Origin of the sequence: Streptomyces sp. NPDC037389, from assembly GCF_040636475.1 — a bacterium.
GTDB lineage: Bacteria > Actinomycetota > Actinomycetes > Streptomycetales > Streptomycetaceae > Streptomyces > Streptomyces hesseae.
The window spans coordinates 650,251-665,637 of sequence record NZ_JBEZUS010000001.1 but is presented as its reverse complement, the minus strand read 5'-3'; the positions used below and the strand labels follow the sequence as shown (position 1 = coordinate 665,637).

The 15,387-nt window shown below is 70.4% G+C and carries 11 protein-coding genes and 1 pseudogene; 5 read left to right on the top strand and 7 right to left on the bottom strand.

Annotated features, from left to right (window positions below):
• Positions 1 to 138: 138 nt before the first annotated feature.
• From tkt to pgl, 5 genes are read left to right on the top strand one after another with little or no spacing between them, the layout of a single operon-like run.
• A complete protein-coding gene (gene tkt, locus AB0E98_RS03085; RefSeq protein WP_361697899.1) occupies positions 139 to 2,220 on the top strand; it encodes a transketolase in 2,082 nt (693 codons plus the stop codon).
• A 37-nt stretch (positions 2,221 to 2,257) separates the two neighbouring features.
• Positions 2,258 to 3,373 (top strand): transaldolase, encoded by a 1,116-nt coding sequence (gene tal, locus AB0E98_RS03080; protein WP_361697897.1) that lies wholly within the window; start codon positions 2,258 to 2,260, stop codon positions 3,371 to 3,373.
• A gap of 2 nt (positions 3,374 to 3,375) precedes the next feature.
• Positions 3,376 to 4,899 (top strand): glucose-6-phosphate dehydrogenase, encoded by a 1,524-nt coding sequence (zwf, locus tag AB0E98_RS03075; protein ID WP_361697895.1) that lies wholly within the window; start codon positions 3,376 to 3,378, stop codon positions 4,897 to 4,899.
• Complete coding sequence (gene opcA, locus AB0E98_RS03070) at positions 4,896 to 5,927, top strand: glucose-6-phosphate dehydrogenase assembly protein OpcA (RefSeq protein WP_361697893.1); 1,032 nt, start codon at positions 4,896 to 4,898, stop codon at positions 5,925 to 5,927. The genes zwf and opcA overlap by 4 nt, the downstream gene beginning before the upstream one ends.
• Positions 5,924 to 6,703: a 6-phosphogluconolactonase gene (pgl, locus tag AB0E98_RS03065; RefSeq protein WP_361697891.1), complete on the top strand. Its 780-nt coding sequence runs from the start codon at positions 5,924 to 5,926 to the stop codon at positions 6,701 to 6,703. Before opcA ends, pgl begins: the two co-directional genes overlap by 4 nt.
• 145 nt (positions 6,704 to 6,848) lie before the next feature.
• Here the strand turns inward: pgl and pgi are convergent, their stop codons facing one another.
• The 7 genes and pseudogenes from pgi to AB0E98_RS03030 all read right to left on the bottom strand — a co-directional run.
• Positions 6,849 to 8,501 carry a glucose-6-phosphate isomerase gene (gene pgi, locus AB0E98_RS03060; RefSeq protein ID WP_361698163.1) on the bottom strand — a complete coding sequence of 551 codons (1,653 nt, stop codon included), beginning with the start codon at positions 8,499 to 8,501 and terminating at the stop codon, positions 6,849 to 6,851.
• A 136-nt stretch (positions 8,502 to 8,637) separates the two neighbouring features.
• Positions 8,638 to 8,973 carry an RNA polymerase-binding protein RbpA gene (locus AB0E98_RS03055; protein ID WP_003957010.1) on the bottom strand — a complete coding sequence of 112 codons (336 nt, stop codon included), beginning with the start codon at positions 8,971 to 8,973 and terminating at the stop codon, positions 8,638 to 8,640.
• A gap of 183 nt (positions 8,974 to 9,156) precedes the next feature.
• On the bottom strand, positions 9,157 to 9,393 hold the full coding sequence (gene secG / locus AB0E98_RS03050) for a preprotein translocase subunit SecG (protein WP_311613298.1): 237 nt from the start codon (positions 9,391 to 9,393) through the stop codon (positions 9,157 to 9,159).
• Positions 9,394 to 9,510: 117 nt separating this feature from the next.
• Positions 9,511 to 10,287 (bottom strand): triose-phosphate isomerase, encoded by a 777-nt coding sequence (gene tpiA, locus AB0E98_RS03045; RefSeq protein ID WP_361697888.1) that lies wholly within the window; start codon positions 10,285 to 10,287, stop codon positions 9,511 to 9,513.
• A gap of 6 nt (positions 10,288 to 10,293) precedes the next feature.
• Positions 10,294 to 11,505 (bottom strand): phosphoglycerate kinase, encoded by a 1,212-nt coding sequence (locus AB0E98_RS03040; protein ID WP_361697886.1) that lies wholly within the window; start codon positions 11,503 to 11,505, stop codon positions 10,294 to 10,296.
• A 146-nt stretch (positions 11,506 to 11,651) separates the two neighbouring features.
• Complete coding sequence (gene gap, locus AB0E98_RS03035) at positions 11,652 to 12,656, bottom strand: type I glyceraldehyde-3-phosphate dehydrogenase (protein WP_311613295.1); 1,005 nt, start codon at positions 12,654 to 12,656, stop codon at positions 11,652 to 11,654.
• Positions 12,657 to 12,979: 323 nt separating this feature from the next.
• Positions 12,980 to 15,232, bottom strand: a pseudogene (locus AB0E98_RS03030) (M14 family metallopeptidase); the annotation flags it as partial.
• Positions 15,233 to 15,387: the final 155 nt, after the last annotated feature.

Here is a 15,387-nt window from a genome sequence, read left to right as displayed (position 1 = left end):
TCAAATGAGAGCCGTGCGGCCCGACTGTGAGTCGAAAAAACGCCCGTCCAGGCGGGGGTAGGCTCGTCAGCGCCGCGTCGTGGCGGAACATACCGCCCCCGGCAGATCGCATATGTGGAGAGGAGCCCTGATCCGAGGGTGAGCACCAAGCCGACCACCACAGACCTCGAATGGACCGAACTGGACCAGAGGGCCGTCGATACCGCCCGCGTCCTGGCCATGGACTCCGTGCAGAAGGTCGGCAACGGCCATCCCGGCACGGCCATGAGTCTGGCTCCCGCCGCCTACCTGCTTTTCCAGAAGCTGATGCGGCACGACCCGAGTGACGCCGACTGGCTCGGCCGGGACCGATTCGTCCTCTCCCCGGGCCACACCAGCCTGACCCTGTACACCCAGCTCTTCCTGGCGGGTTACGGGCTGGAGCTCGCGGACCTCAAGGCCTTCCGCACCTGGGACAGCAAGACCCCGGGGCACCCGGAGCACGGCCACACCGTCGGTGTGGAGACCACCACCGGCCCGCTGGGCCAGGGCATCGCCAACGCCGTGGGCATGGCCATGGCCGCCCGCTACGAGCGCGGCCTGTTCGACCCGGAGGCCCCGAAGGGCGAGTCCCCCTTCGACCACACCGTCTGGGCGATCGTCTCCGACGGCGACCTGGAGGAGGGCATCTCCGCCGAGGCGTCCTCGCTGGCCGGTCACCAGAAGCTGGGCAACCTCGTCGCCCTGTACGACGACAACCACATCTCGATCGAGGGCGACACCGAGACCGCCTTCTCCGAGGACGTCCTCAAGCGCTACGAGGCCTACGGCTGGCACGTCCAGCGCATCGAGCAGGCCCCCAACGGCGACTTCGACGTCCAGGCGCTGTACGCGGCCTTCCAGGCCGCCAAGGCCGAGACCGAGCGCCCGTCGATCATCGCGGCCCGCACGATCATCGCCTGGCCCGCCCCGAACGCCCAGAACACCGAGGCCTCGCACGGCTCGGCGCTCGGCGAGGCCGAGATCGTCGCGACCAAGAAGGTCATGGGCTTCGACCCCGAGCAGCACTTCCAGGTCGATGACGATGTCCTCGCCCACGCCCGCCAGGTCGTCGACCGCGGCCGCGCGGCCCGTGCCGCCTGGGACAAGCAGGTCCAGATCTGGCGCGAGGCCAACCCGGAGCGCGCCGCCGACCTCGACCGCATCACCGCAGGCGAGCTGCCCGACGGCTGGGAGAAGGCCCTCCCGGTCTTCCCGGCCGGCAAGGACGTCGCGACCCGCAAGGCGTCCGGCGAGGTCCTCAAGGCGCTGGGCGGCGTGATCCCCGAGCTGTGGGGCGGCTCCGCCGACCTCGCCGGCTCGAACAACACCACGATCGACCCGTCGTCGTCCTTCCTCCCCGAGGGCAACCCCCTCCCGGAGGCGAACCCGTACGGCCGCACGATCCACTTCGGGATCCGCGAGCACGCCATGGGCTCGACCATGAACGGCATCGCGCTGCACGGCAACACCCGCGTCTACGGCGGCACCTTCCTGGTGTTCTCCGACTACATGCGCCCGGCCGTGCGCCTGGCCGCGCTGATGAAGCTGCCGGTCACCTACGTCTGGACGCACGACTCCATCGGTCTCGGCGAGGACGGCCCGACCCACCAGCCGGTCGAGCACATGGCCGCGCTGCGCGCCATCCCGGGCCTGAACATGGTCCGCCCGGCCGACGCCAACGAGACGGCCATCGCCTGGCGCGAGATCGTCAAGCGGCACACCGCCAAGCCCGCGCCGCACGGTCTGGCCCTCACCCGCCAGAACGTCCCGACGTACGAGGCCAACGAGGGCGCGGCCAAGGGCGGCTACGTCCTGTTCGACGCCGAGGGCGGCCGCCCGCAGGTGATCCTGATCGCCACCGGTTCCGAGGTCCAGCTGGCCGTCGAGGCCCGCGAGGCGCTCCAGGCCGACGGCGTGCCGACCCGCGTGGTCTCGATGCCGTCCGTCGAGTGGTTCGAGGAGCAGGACCAGGCGTACCGCGACGGCGTGCTGCTGCCGGACGTCAAGGCCCGGGTGGCCGTCGAGGCCGGCATCGGCCTGACCTGGTACCGCTACGTCGGCGAGGCCGGCCGGATCGTCTCGCTGGAGCACTTCGGCGCCTCCGCCGACTACAAGGTGCTCTACCGCGAGTTCGGCCTGACCTCGGACGCCGTGGTCGAGGCCGCCCGCGAGTCGATCGCCGACGCCGCCCGTCGCTGACGGCGCCCGCACACAACCTGTAGGAGATGCAGAACCCATGACAGACGCACTCAAGCGCCTCTCCGACGAAGGCGTCGCGATCTGGCTGGACGACCTGTCCCGCAAGCGCATCACGTCCGGCAACCTGGCCGAGCTCATCGACCAGAGCCACGTGGTGGGTGTGACGACCAACCCGTCGATCTTCCAGAAGGCGATCTCCGGTGGCGAGGGCTACGAGCAGCAGCTCACCGACCTCGCCGCCCGCAAGGTCACCGTCGACGAGGCCATCCGCATGATCACGACGGCGGACGTCCGCGACGCCGCCGACATCCTGCGCCCGGTCTTCGACGCCACCGGCGGCCAGGACGGCCGGGTCTCCATCGAGGTCGACCCCCGTCTGGCGCACAACACCACCGCCACGGTCGCCGAGGCCAAGCAGCTGGCCTGGCTGGTGGACCGCCCCAACACCCTGATCAAGATCCCGGCCACCAAGGCGGGCCTGCCGGCCATCGCCGAGGTGATCGGCAAGGGCATCAGCGTCAATGTCACGCTGATCTTCTCCCTGGAGCGCTACCGCGCGGTCATGGACGCCTACCTGACCGGTCTGGAGAAGGCCAAGGCCCAGGGCCAGGACCTGTCCCTGATCCACTCGGTCGCCTCCTTCTTCGTGTCCCGCGTGGACACCGAGATCGACAAGCGGCTGGACGCGCTGGGCACCGCCGAGGCCAAGGAGCTGCGCGGCAAGGCCGCCCTGGCCAACGCCCGCCTGGCCTACCAGGCCTACGAGGAGGTCTTCTCCTCGGACCGCTGGCTGGCCCTGGAGAAGTCCGGCGCCAACAAGCAGCGCGCCCTGTGGGCCTCGACCGGCGTCAAGGACCCGGCCTACAAGGACACGCTGTACGTGGACGACCTGGTGGCGCCGAACACGGTGAACACCATGCCGGAGGCCACCCTGGAGGCCACCGCCGACCACGGTCAGATCACCGGTGACACGGTGCGCGGCACGTACGAGCAGGCCAAGGCCGAGCTCGACGCGCTCGCGAAGCTGGGCATCTCGTACGACGAGGTCGTCCAGCTGCTGGAGGACGAGGGCGTCGAGAAGTTCGAGGCGTCGTGGAACGACCTGCTGAAGTCCACTGAGGCGGAGCTCAAGCGCCTCGCTCCGGAGGCATGAAATTGAGCAGCAGCAATCCGCTGCGTGACGCTCTGGACCGACGGCTCCCGCGCATCGCGGGGCCGTCGGGCCTGGTCATCTTTGGCGTCACGGGCGATTTGTCCCGCAAAAAGCTGATGCCCGCGGTGTACGACCTGGCCAACCGCGGCCTGCTGCCGCCGGGCTTCTCCCTGATCGGCTTCGCCCGCCGGCAGTGGGCGGACGAGGACTTCGCGCAGGTGGTGCACGACGCCGTCAAGGAGCACGCGCGCACCCCCTTCCGCGAGGAGGTCTGGCAGCAGCTGGTCCAGGGCTGCCGGTTCGTCTCGGGCGACTTCGACGACGACGACGCCTTCGACACGCTGCGCACCACCATCGAGGAGCTCGACAAGGCGCAGGGCACGGGCGGCAACTTCGCCTTCTACCTGTCCGTACCGCCGAAGTTCTTCCCCAAGGTCGTCCAGCAGCTGAAGAAGCACGGCCTGGCCGACCAGAAGGCGGGCTCCTGGCGGCGCGCCGTCATCGAGAAGCCCTTCGGTCACGACCTGAAGAGCGCCCAGGAGCTCAACCGGATCGTCCACGAGGTGTTCCCGGCCGAGGCGGTCTTCCGCATCGACCACTACCTCGGCAAGGAGACGGTCCAGAACATCCTGGCGCTGCGGTTCGCCAACACCCTCTTCGAGCCGATCTGGAACCGGTCGTTCGTCGACCACGTGCAGATCACCATGGCCGAGGACATCGGCATCGGCGGCCGCGCCGGCTACTACGACGGCATCGGCGCCGCCCGTGACGTCATCCAGAACCACCTGCTCCAGCTGCTGGCGCTGACCGCGATGGAGGAGCCCGCCTCCTTCGACGCCGACGCGGTGGCCGCGGAGAAGACCAAGGTGCTGGGCGCCGTCTCGCTGCCGAAGGACCTCGGCAGCGAGACCGTGCGGGGCCAGTACACCCACGGCTGGCAGGGTGGCGAGGAGGTCGTCGGCTACCTCGAGGAGGACGGCACCGACCCCAAGTCGAAGACCGACACCTACGCCGCGATCAAGCTGGAGATCGACAACCGCCGCTGGGCGGGCGTCCCCTTCTACCTGCGCACCGGCAAGCGGCTGGGCCGCCGTGTCACCGAGATCGCGGTCGTCTTCCAGCGCGCCCCCTACTCCCCCTTCGACCGGACCGCCACCGAGGAGCTGGGGCAGAACGCCCTGGTCATCCGGGTGCAGCCGGACGAGGGCGTGACCGTGCGCTTCGGCTCGAAGGTGCCGGGCACCTCGATGGAGGTCCGGGACGTCTCGATGGACTTCGCCTACGGCGAGTCCTTCACCGAGTCCAGCCCCGAGGCGTACGAGCGGCTCATCCTCGACGTCCTGCTCGGCGAGTCGAACCTCTTCCCGCGCCTGAAGGAGGTCGAGCTCTCCTGGGAGATCCTCGACCCGATCGAGGAGTACTGGGACAAGCACGGCAAGCCCGCGCAGTACCCGGCCGGCACCTGGGGTCCGGTCGAGGCGGACGAGATGCTCGCACGAGACGGACGGAGCTGGCGTCGGCCATGAAGATCGACCTTACGGACACCACTGCCAGCAAGATCAACAACGCGCTGATCCAGGGCCGCCGGGCCATCGGCACCCCCGCCATCGGCATGGTGCTGACCCTGGTCATCGTCACCGACGAGGAGCACGCCTACGACGCGCTCAAGGCGGCCAACAACGCCTCCCGCGAGCACCCCTCGCGCAAGCTCGTCGTCATCAAGCGCGTCAGCCGCTCGCCGCGCGACCGCGCCCAGGCCCGCCTCGATGCCGAGGTGCGGGTGGGCGCGGACGCCGGCGCCGGCGAGACGGTGGTGCTGCGGCTCTACGGCGACGTCATAGACCACGCCCAGTCGGTCGTGCTGCCGCTGCTGCTGCCGGACGCCCCCGTGGTGGTCTGGTGGCCGGTCAACTCCCCGAGCGACCCGGCCAGGGACCCCCTCGGCGCGCTCGGCCAGCGCCGGGTCACCGACACCTACACCGCCGAGGAGCCCGTCGCCGAGCTGTCGGCCCGCGCCGCGCACTACGCGCCCGGCGACACCGACCTGGCCTGGACCCGGATCACGCCGTGGCGCTCCATGCTCGCGGCCGCCCTGGACCAGCAGCCCGGCATCGAGATCACCTCGGCCGAGGTGGAGGGCGAGCCCTACAACCCCAGCGGTGAGCTGCTGGCCATGTGGCTCGGCGATCGCCTCGGGGTGCCGGTGACGCGTTCGGTCTCGGGCGGCCCCGGCCTCACGGCCGTCCGCCTGGAGACCAAGAGCGGCGTCGTCACCCTGGACCGCCCCGACGGCGCCCTGGCCACGCTCTCCATGCGTGGCCAGCCCGACCGGGCCGTGGCGCTCAAGCGCCGCGACACGGCCGAGCTCCTCGCGGAGGAGCTGCGCCGGCTGGACCCGGACGACATCTACGCGTCCTCGGTCAAGTACGGCGTGGACCGGCTGAACGTGGCGCCGGCCGCGCCGAAGGCGGAGGCCGAGTCCCCTGCCGAGGAGTCCGCCCCGGCGAAGCCCGCCCCTTCCCCGGCTCCGGCCAAGAAGGCGGCGAAGAAGTGAGCACGCCCCAGATCGTCGTGCACCGGGACAAGGAGCTGATGGCCCAGGCCGCGGCGGCCCGGCTGATCACGAAGATCGTGGACGCCCAGGCCGCCCGCGGCTCCGCGTCCGTCGTCCTCACCGGTGGGCGCAACGGCAACGGGCTGCTCGCGGCCCTCGCCGCGGCGCCCGCCCGGGACGCGGTCGACTGGTCCCGGCTCGACCTGTGGTGGGGCGACGAGCGCTTCCTCCCGGAGGGCGACGCCGACCGCAACGCCACGCAGGCCCGCGAGGCCCTGCTGGACGCGGTGCCGCTGGACCCGAAGCGGGTGCACGTCATGCCCGCGGCGGACGGCACGTACGACGACGCGGACGCGGCGGCGGAGGCCTACGCGGCCGAACTGGCCGCCGCGGCCCGTCCCGAGGACCATGGCCCCGTGCCGGCCTTCGACGTCCTGCTGCTGGGCGTCGGCCCGGACACCCACGTCGCCTCCCTCTTCCCGGAGCTTCCGGGCGTACGGGAGACGGAGCGCACGGTCGTCGGCGTCCACGGCGCGCCGAAGCCCCCGCCGACGCGGGTCTCCCTGACCCTCCCGGCGATCCGGGCGGCCCGGGAGGTCTGGCTGCTGGCGGCGGGCGAGGACAAGGCCGGGGCGGTGGCGCTCGCGCTGAGCGGTGCGGGCGAGGTCCAGGCCCCGGCCGCCGGGGCGTACGGCACGCGCCGCACGCTGTGGCTGCTGGACCAGGCCGCGGCGGCGCGACTGCCGCGGGACCTGTACCCGCCTGCGTCGCCCTGACGCACGCACACGGATATGGCGATGGCCCGCTCCCCTGAGAAGGGGAGCGGGCCATCGCCATCGGGGCACTTCTCCGCCGCGACGGCGGGCAGCCCCCTGGGGGCGGTCCGGCGGTGCCGGACCCCCCGCCGAACGGGCCCGGGGCCTAGCGCCCCCGAAGCTCGCGGTACCGCCCCACGAGCGCCGCCGTCGACGCGTCCAACCCCGGTACGTCCGCGCCCTCCGTCAGCGCCGGCTCCACCCGCTTCGCGAGGACCTTGCCGAGTTCGACGCCCCACTGGTCGAAGGAGTCGATGTTCCAGATCGCGCCCTGGACGAAGACCTTGTGCTCGTACAGCGCGATCAGCTGACCGAGCACCGACGGCGTCAGCTCGGTCGCGAGGATCGTCGTCGTCGGGTGGTTGCCCTTGAACGTCTTGTGGGGGACGAGCTCCGCCGGGACGCCCTCCGCCGCGACCTCCTCGGGGGTCTTGCCGAAGGCGAGGGCCTGGCCCTGGGCGAAGAGGTTGGCCATCAGCAGGTCGTGCTGGGCGACCAGTCCGGGCTGGAGGTCCTCCACCGGGCGGGCGAAGCCGATGAGGTCCGCCGGGATGAGCTTCGTGCCCTGGTGGATCAACTGGTAATACGCGTGCTGGCCGTTGGTGCCCGGGGTGCCCCAGACCACCGGGCCGGTCTCCCAGCTCACCGGCCGGCCGTCACGGTCCACCGACTTGCCGTTGGACTCCATGTCCAGCTGCTGGAGGTAGGCCGCGAACTTCGACAGGTAGTGGCTGTAGGGCAGCACGGCGTGCGACTGCGCGCCGTGGAAGTTGCCGTACCAGACGCCCAGCAGGCCCAGCAGCAGCGGCGCGTTCTCCTCCGGCGGCGCGCACCGGAAGTGCTCGTCGACCAGGTGGAAGCCGGCCAGCATCTCGCGGAAGCGGTCGCCGCCGATGGCGATCATCAGGGAGAGGCCGATGGCGGAGTCGTACGAGTAACGACCACCGACCCAGTCCCAGAACTCGAACATGTTGGCGGTGTCGATGCCGAAGTCGGCGACCTTCTCGGCGTTCGTGGACAGCGCGACGAAGTGCTTGGCGACCGCGCCCTCGTCGGCGCGCAGCTCGGTGAGGAGCCAGTTCCGCGCGGAGGTGGCGTTGGTGATGGTCTCGATCGTGGTGAAGGTCTTGGACGCCACGACGAAGAGCGTCTCGGCGGCGTCGAGGTCGTGGACCGCCTCGTGGAGGTCGGCGCCGTCCACGTTGGAGACGAAACGGAACGTCATGTCGCGGGCGGTGTAGGCGCGCAGCGCCTCGAACGCCATCGCCGGACCGAGGTCGGATCCACCGATGCCGATGTTGACGACGTTCTTGATGCGCTTGCCGGTGTGGCCCTTCCACTCACCCGAACGGACCCGGTCGGTGAAGATCTGCATCTTCCGCAGGACCGCGTGGACGGCGGGTACGACGTTCTCGCCGTCGACCTCGACGACGGCCGACTCCGGGGCGCGCAGGGCGGTGTGGAGCACCGCGCGGTCCTCGGTGGTGTTGATCCGCTCGCCGCGGAACATCGCGTCCCGCAGCCCGGCGACGTCGGCCGACGCCGCCAGCTCGCGCAGCAGCCGCAGGGTCTCGTCGGTGACCAGGTGCTTCGAGTAGTCGAGGTGGAGGTCGCCGACGGAGACGGTGTACTTGTCGGCCCGGCTCGGGTCGTCGGCGAAGAGCTCCCGCAGATGCACCTCCCCCAGCTCGTCACGGTGCTTGGCGAGCGCGTTCCACTCGGGAGTGCGGTCCAGCCTGGTGCGGCTCTCTGCGTTCATCTCGGACATCAGTCCACTTCTCCTCGTGATTTCCCCGCTCTCCCCAACCTAATTGATCAGCCGTCGATTCCCGGTGCAAACGGAAGCGGCCCGGCCGGACACCTTCCCAGGTGTCCGGCCGGGCCGCTCGGTCGTTCTAGATCTCCCCACGGAGCTTGGCGAGCGCCTCGGCGAGGATCGCCTCGCCGTCGGCGTCGCTGCGCCGTTCGCGCACATAGGCGAGATGGGTCTTGTACGGCTCCGTACGCGGCGGGTCCGGTGGGTTGTCCCGGTCCTGACCGGCCGGGAACCCGCAGCGGGGGCAGTCCCAGGTGTCGGGCACCTGGGCGTCGCTGGCGAAGCTCGGCTGCGTCTCGTGCCCGTTGGAACACCAGAAGGAGATCCGCAGTCGGGGTGCTGATTCGCCCCGCTCCGCCTCTCCCATGGGCCCCGCCCCGACCCGGCTTCCTCGGATCGCGTTGCCACTTGCCACGGTCGTAACTCCCTGCGTGATGGTGCTGCACTGTGCCGAACAGCGGCTGCGCCGCGGGGTCGACAGTCCGCTCCGCTGCGGGCGCCTCAGTCTACGTAAGGCCCAACGCGCGTCCAGTGGCAGGAGTTACAGCCCGGCCGCGAGGACGCGCCCTCAATCATAGGCCGCGTCCGCGACGGAGCGTCAGCTGTCGAGCTTCATCAGCAGGCCGAGCGTGATAATGCACGCGAACCAGAGCAGACCGATCACGATGGTGATCCGGTCGAGGTTTCGCTCGGCGACCGAGGAACCGCCGACGGAGGACTGCATGCCACCGCCGAACATGTCGGACAGGCCGCCGCCCTTCCCCTTGTGCATGAGCACCAGCATCATCAGCAGCAAGCTGAAGACGATGAGGGCGATCGAGAACCCGATGACCACGGCTGGACCAACTCTCTCGGACTGACTGGATGGAAAACACTACGGGGCCGGGCAGCGGCGTTTACGCCGGTCCCGGCCCCGACAGGGTACGACGGCGGGGGGCCGTCGTCATAGCTGCTACTGGTCGGCGAAGCGGACGATCTTGACGAACTCGTCCGCGTCCAGCGAGGCCCCGCCGATCAGGGCGCCGTCGACATCGGGCTGCGCCATGATCGCCGCGATGTTGCCGGACTTCACGGAGCCGCCGTACTGGATGCGGACCTTGTCGGCCAGCTCCTGGTCGTACAGCTCCGCCAGGCGGACGCGGATGGCACCGCAGACCTCCTGGGCGTCCTCCGGCGTGGCGACCTCGCCGGTGCCGATGGCCCAGACGGGCTCGTAGGCGATCACGATCGTCGCGGCCTGCTCGGCCGGGACGTCCGCGAGGCCGCCCTCGAGCTGCGCCAGGGTGTAGGCGACGTGGTTGCCCGCCTTGCGGACGTCCAGGCCCTCGCCGACGCAGAGGATCGGGGTGATGCCGTGGCTGAAGGCGGCCTTCACCTTGGCGTTGCAGAGCTCGTCCGTCTCGCCGTGGTACTGGCGGCGCTCGGAGTGGCCCACCGCGACGAAGGAGCACTTGAGCTTGGCGAGCATGCCACCGGAGATCTCACCGGTGTACGCGCCGGAGTCGTACGCCGAGATGTCCTGGGCGCCGTACATGATCTTCAGCTTGTCGCCGTCGACCAGGGTCTGCACCGAACGCAGGTCGGTGAAGGGCGGCAGGACGGCCACGTCGACGGCGTCGTAGTCCTTGTCCGCGAGGGTGAAGGCGAGCTTCTGGACGTGGGCGATGGCCTCAAGGTGATTGAGGTTCATCTTCCAGTTGCCCGCCATCAGCGGGGTGCGTGCACTCACGGTGGTTCAGTCCTCCAGTGCGGCGAGGCCGGGGAGCGTCTTGCCCTCGAGGTACTCGAGGCTGGCGCCGCCACCGGTCGAAATGTGGCCGAAAGCGTTCTCGTCGAAGCCCAGGATGCGCACGGCCGCGGCGGAGTCGCCACCGCCGACGACGGTGAAGCCGTCCGAGTTCAGCAGGCCCTGGGCGACGGCCTTGGTGCCGTTGGCGTAGTCGGGGTGCTCGAAGACGCCCATCGGACCGTTCCAGAAGACGGTGCCCGCGTCGGCCAGCTTGGCCGCGTAGAGCTCACGCGTCTTCGGGCCGATGTCCAGACCCTCCTTGTCGGCGGGCATGGCGTCCGTGGCGACGACCTCGTAGGAGGCCGGGGCCTTGGTCTTCAGGTCGGGGAAGTCGGCCGAGACCAGGACGTCGACCGGCAGGACGAACTCCACGCCCCGCTTCTCGGCCTCCGCCAGGTACTCCAGGCACTTGTCCTTCTGGTCCGCCTGGAGCAGCGAGATGCCGACCTCGTGGCCCTTGGCGGCCAGGAAGGTGTACGACATGCCGCCGCCGATGAGGATGCGGTCCGCCTTCTTCAGCAGGTTGTCGATGACACCCAGCTTGTCGGAGACCTTGGCGCCGCCCAGCACGACCACGTAGGGGCGCTGGACGTCGGCGGTGAGCTTGCGCAGGACGCCGACCTCGGTGGCGATCAGGTCGCCGGCGGCGTGCGGGAGCCGCTCGGGGAGGTCGAAGACCGAGGCGTGCTTGCGGTGCACGGCACCGAAGCCGTCGCCGACGTAGAGGTCGGCGAGCGACGCGAGCGCGTCGGCGAAGGCGCCGCGCTCGGCATCGTCCTTGCTGGTCTCGCCCGCGTTGAAACGGAGGTTCTCCAGCAGCGTGACCTCGCCGTTCGCCAGGGCGGCGACGGTGGCCTTCGCGCTGTCGCCGACCGTGTCGGTGGCGAACGAGACGTTCTCGCCCAGGATCTCGCCGAGCCGCTTCGCGACCGGGGCGAGGGAGAACCGGGGCTCCGGGGCGCCCTGGGGACGGCCCAGGTGGGAGGCGACGATCACCTTGGCGCCCGCGGCGGCGAGCTTGGCGATCGTCGGGGCGACGGCGCGGATGCGGCCGTCGTCGGTGATGGTGCTGCCGTCGAGCGGCACGTTCAGGTCGGCGCGGACGAAGACCCGCTTCCCCTCGATGCCGCCTTCGATCAGTTCATCGATCGTCTTCATGCAGTGACTCCGTGACGTCCGTAAGGATTGGTCATGGGACGGGGCCCGGACGACGCTCCGATGCGTCGTACGAGCCCCGTCCCTCACATCTCGCTGGCCCTACTCCGGCGGCGCGGCGGTGAGCTGCCGGGATTCCGGGACAGGGATCAGAGCTGGCCGCCGACGAAGACGGTCAGGTCCACCAGGCGGTTGGAGTAGCCCCACTCGTTGTCGTACCAGCCGACGACCTTGACCTGGTTGCCCTGGACCATGGTCAGGGAGGAGTCGAAGGTGCAGGAGGCCGGCCAGTTGACGATGTCGGAGGAGACGATCGCGTCCTCGGTGTACTCGAGGATGCCCTTGAGCTGACCCTCGGCGGCCTTCTGGAAGGCGGCGTTGATCTCTTCCTTGCTGGTCTCGCGGTCGAGCTCGAGGACCAGGTCGGTGACCGAGCCGGTCGGGACCGGGACGCGCATGGCGATGCCGTCCAGCTTGCCCTTGAGCTGCGGGAGGACCAGGGCGGTGGCCTTGGCGGCACCGGTCGAGGTCGGGATGATGTTCTCCGCGGCGGCGCGGGCGCGGCGCAGGTCGGAGTGCGGGAAGTCCAGGATGCGCTGGTCGTTGGTGTACGCGTGGACCGTGGTCATCATGCCCTTGACGATGCCGAAGTTCTCGTCGAGAACCTTGGCCATCGGCGCCACGCAGTTGGTGGTGCAGGAGGCGTTGGAGATGACGTGGTGGTTGGCCGCGTCGTACTTGTCCTGGTTGACGCCCATCACGATGGTGATGTCCTCGTTCTTGGCCGGAGCCGAGATGAGGACCTTCTTCGCGCCGGCGGCCAGGTGCTTGGCCGCGTCCTCACGCTTGGTGAAGATGCCGGTGGACTCGATGACGATGTCGGCGCCGAGCTCGCCCCAGGGGAGGGCGGCCGGGTCGCGCTCGGCCATCGTCTTGAAGGTCATGTTGCCGACAGTGATCGTGTCGTCGGTGTGGCTGACCTCCTGCTTCAGACGACCCAGGATGGAGTCGTACTTCAGCAGGTGCACAAGGGTGGCATTGTCGGTCAGGTCGTTGACACCGACGATCTCGATGTCCGCACCCTGCTCCAGGAGCGCACGGAAGTAGTTACGACCGATACGGCCAAAGCCGTTGATGCCTACGCGGATCGTCACGAACCGATCTCCTCGTTGGTGTGCCGGGCTGCCCGGCGGCTGTATTGGGATGTCCCCGACCACCACCGACCCTACCTCTAACAGGGAAGGTACGTGACATTGGCGGCAACGGGCCCCGTGGTCCCCCGGGGCGGGCGGGACCACGGGGCCGGGGGCCGGGGACCTGGGCGTCAGCCCCCGACGGCGCGGAGCGCGGCGCCGGTCAGCGCGGCGCGCTCGCGGGCGTCGGGGACGTTCTCCAGGCCGAAGCCGAGCAGCGCGGTGTCACGGGTGGTGACGGCCGCCACGTACCGGGCGGAGCCGTCCGGGCCGTCACGGAGGGTGATCTTTCCGGTGTAGTCGCCGGCGGGCGCGCTGCGGAACCGGGGGAAGGTGTCGGGCGACAGCACGTCCGAGATCGGGCGGTACGCGCCGGCCGCCGCCAGGGGGCCGGCCCCGCCGGCGGAGGCGAGGGCCGCCGTGGTGCCCGTGAGCTCTCCGGTGCCGGTGAAGCGTCCGGGTGCCGGGTGACCGGTGCGGCTGTCCGCGCCCAGGTAGTACTGGGCGAAGTCGTCGGTGTCGGCGTCGCCGACCCGGGAGTCGCCGCCCGCCCGGGTGCCGGCGGCGATCAGTTTGCCGCCCTCGTTGACGAAGTCGCGGACGGCGAGCAGGGTCGCGCCGTCGGGGCGGGCGTCCCCGGAGTACCACAGGACCGTGTCGTAGTGGCTGAGCACGCCCAGCGCGGGCGGCGCGCCCTGGGTGGCGACGTCCCAGACGGTGGCCTTGCGACCGTTGTCGGTGAGGGCCTTGACGTAGGTCCCGGCGTGCCGGGAGGCGCCGCCGGGGCCTTCGTCGGCGACGACCAGGGTGTCCGCGCGCGGGGTGTCGGCCACGGTGAAGGTGAACGGCTCGCCGGCGGTCCGGTGGGCGTCGCGCGTCAGGCCGCTGAACCGGACGCGGACGGTGGAGCCGGGGTGGGCGCCCTGGAGCGTGGCGCGGTACTGGTCGAAGCGGAGGTTGTCCTCGCCGCCGTAGTGGTCGCCGCCGTCCCAGGCCTTGACGGGCACGGTGGTCTCGGGCTCGCCGTCGACGCTGTAGTGGGCGCGGAGCTCGGTGAGGCTCTTGCGGGCGGTGACGGCGACGGTCTGCTCGCCGTCGCGGGCGTGGGACGCGGTGAAGGCGTGCGGGGTGAGGTCGGGGGCGTCGAGGCCGACCGAGGAGGAGGGGCGGTCGGCGTGGCCCGCGGACTCGGCGACGGAGAGGGCGAAGGGGACGTTCTTGGCGAACTCCTGCTGGATCAGCTTCTCGTCGTCGGGAAAGATGAAGGTGGAGCGGCAGTCGGCCGGGTCCCAGCGGTCGTTGGGGTCGACCGCGGAGGCGGTCTCGCAGGTCGACATCTCCGGGGTGAACATCATGGTGCCGTTGACGTTGGCCGCGTGGCCGTCCGCCTCGCCGTTGGTGGTGTAGAGCTCCGAGGAGAGCTGGGGCCGGTAGCCGGGTATCGCGGACTTCTCGGGGGTGCCGGCGAGCGCCTTGTACAGGACGTCGTCGGGGGTGGGGGTGGCCACCTGCCAACCGACGCCGTAGAGCAGGAGTTCGGCGGCGGAGTGGTAGTTGACGGCGTAGGTGAAGCGGTGCTCCTTCTCGAAGGAGTCCAGCGCCCTGGTCTCCGGTTCGGAGGCCGCGGCGGGTCCGCGGTAGGTCCCGGAGGACGGGCGCGGGGAGGAACCCTCGTTGTCGTAGCCCCACTTGTAGGGGAAGTTGCGGTTGAGGTCGACGCCGTCCGCCGCGGTGATCTTTCCGTCGCCGTCGTTGTCGCGGAGGTTCTTGCGCCACAGCCGGGTGGCGGGGCTCTGGAAGGTGTAGTCGTAGCCGTCGGGGTTGGCGGAGAGGACGAACCACAGTTCGGTGGAGTCCACGATCCTGGTGATCCGGTCGTCCTTGCCGTAGCGGTCGAGGTAGTGGTGCATCAGCCGCCGGGTCATCTCCGGGGTGATCCACTCGCGGGCGTGCTGGTTGGACATGTAAAGCACGGCCGGCCGGTCGCCGTCCTGGCGCGCGGTCGCGTCCTTGGCGACCTTGAGGGCGAGGATGTCCTGGCCGCGTACGGTCCTGCCGATGCTGACGACCTTGGTGAGGCCGGGGTGGGTGCGGGCGGTGTCGGTGATCTCCTGCTGGAGGCCGTTCTTCCCGCTGTACGGGCGGAAGACCCCGTCACCCCGGGCGCCCAGGCCCTGATGGTCGCGCACGCGCTTCTCGGTGATGTCGACGCCCTGGCGGCGCAGTTCCTCGGCCTGCCTGCCGGTGAGGACGACCTCGACGGGCGCCTTCTTCCGGCCGTCGGTGACGCGTCGGCCCAGCTCGTGGCCGTCGACGCCGGCCCGGAGCAGCAGTGGGACCTGGGCGCCGGTGACCTGGGCGGTCCACGCGGTCAGGGTGTCGGGGCCGGTGGGCGGTGCCACGGTCGTGGGTGGCGCCGTGGTCGCGGGTGGTGCCGTGGTCGCGGGTGGCGCCGCCTGGGCCAAGGGTGCCGCCGCCAGGCCGCCGCCGCATAACAGCGCGGCCGCCGCGAGGGCCGTTCTCGTTCTGCGCCTCATGAGCCCCCCTTGCCATTGACTGTCACGTCGGTACACGGACGCCAGGGTTCCGAGTCCTCATGATCATGTCAACGATGCGTTTTCCGCCCGCTCGCTTCCGTCCGTTCACTTTCCGTCCGGCCCTGGACAGCACACCGCCCCGCCACCCTTGTGGG

Bases quoted from the DNA above. Each gene is read 5' to 3' on its own strand.
- tal (WP_361697897.1), top strand. From the start codon at position 2,258: ATGACAGACGCACTCAAGCGCCTCTCCGACGAAGGCGTCGCGATCTGG.
- opcA (WP_361697893.1), top strand. From the start codon at position 4,896: ATGAAGATCGACCTTACGGACACCACTGCCAGCAAGATCAACAACGCG.
- pgi (WP_361698163.1), bottom strand. From the start codon at position 8,501: ATGAACGCAGAGAGCCGCACCAGGCTGGACCGCACTCCCGAGTGGAAC.
- AB0E98_RS03040 (WP_361697886.1), bottom strand. From the start codon at position 11,505: ATGAAGACGATCGATGAACTGATCGAAGGCGGCATCGAGGGGAAGCGG.